Source organism: Armatimonadota bacterium, assembly GCA_037138755.1.
In the GTDB taxonomy this organism is placed as follows: domain Bacteria; phylum Armatimonadota; class Fimbriimonadia; order Fimbriimonadales; family Fimbriimonadaceae; genus Fimbriimonas.
In genome coordinates, this window is sequence record JBAXHT010000020.1 from 1 (window position 1) to 1,246 (window position 1,246).

General features: G+C 54.7%; 1 protein-coding gene. It reads left to right on the forward strand.

Features of this window, described 5'->3' with window-relative positions; translation table 11 throughout:
* Positions 1 to 1,224, forward strand: a 1,224-nt coding sequence (locus tag WCK51_16050) for an ISL3 family transposase (protein MEI7578402.1), incomplete at its 5' end; no start/stop codon positions are given.
* Positions 1,225 to 1,246 lie beyond the last annotated feature (22 nt).

The following is a 1,246-nucleotide window of genomic DNA, read 5'->3' on the forward strand; positions in this document are numbered from 1 at the left end:
AAGTTGTCGCGTCATTATCATCAGCTTGTGGGCCTGAATTCGGACTGGGCCATTTCACATGTGCAGCTCGATGTGCAGAGCCGAACGCTGACAGTGTCCCTGGAATTCGTGGGCACTCGAGTGGTGTGCCCGGAGTGTGGAGCCGCCTGTGCGATGAAGGATCATGCGGCTGAGCGGAGTTGGCGTCACCTGGATGCGATGCAGTTTCAGACGACTCTGACCGCCCGGATTCCCCGCTGTTCGTGCAACCGTTGCGGCGTGAAAACGATTTCGGTGCCTTGGGCGGAGAAGCACAGCCGTTTCACTCTACTGTTTGAGGCCTTCGCTGTTGATGTACTTCAGGCAGCTGGGAGCATCCAGGCCGCGGCGTTACTCCTTGGTATCGATTGGTCGACAGCGCAGGTCATCATGAAGAAGGCGGTAGACCGTGGGCTTGAGCGACGAAGTCTCGACGAAGTGAGGCACGTTGGCATCGATGAGAAGAGCTTCGGTGCAGGTCAGGATTACGTGAGCGTGATGACAGACATCGATCAATCTCGCGTGCTCGAAGTGACTCCGGATCGTACGACTGATGCTGCCAATCAGCTGTGGAAAACACTGTCCGAGGAGCAGCGGAGCAAGGTCAAGGCTGTCTGCATCGATATGTGGCAGGCCTATGAGGCAAGCACGGAGAGAAACGTCCCGAATGCTCGAATCGTTCATGATCGCTTTCATATCGCAAAGTACCTGAATGAAGCTGTCGACAAAGTTCGCCGCTCGGAACACCGCGAGCTTCAGGAGAGCGGTGATGATCGGCTCAAAGGCCTGCGACAGATCCTGCTATTCAATCCAGAGAATCTGAGCGACGAGAAGAATAAGGAACTCGCAGAACTGCGGAAGAGCACCCTGGCGACCGGCCGTGCCTGGAGTCTCAAGGAGTTGTTCCGCTTCTTTTGGCAGGAAGGCGATGCAGTGGGTGGTCGAGCATTCTTTGATTCATGGTACGCTTGGGCGATCCGCAGCAGACTCGATCCCATCAAGAAGGTCGCTCGGATGCTGAAGACTCGCCTCGACAGAATCCTGACATGGTTTTCTTCCCCGATCAGCAACGGACCAGCCGAAGGATTCAACAGCCGGATTCAATCGATCAAGTCCGCAGCACGAGGCTTTCGTATCTTTGAACACTATCGAATTCGAATTCTCTTCTTCTGCGGAAAACTTAGCCTAAAACCCAGTGAAAAATAGCCACGAAAATCCCAGAAGAGCC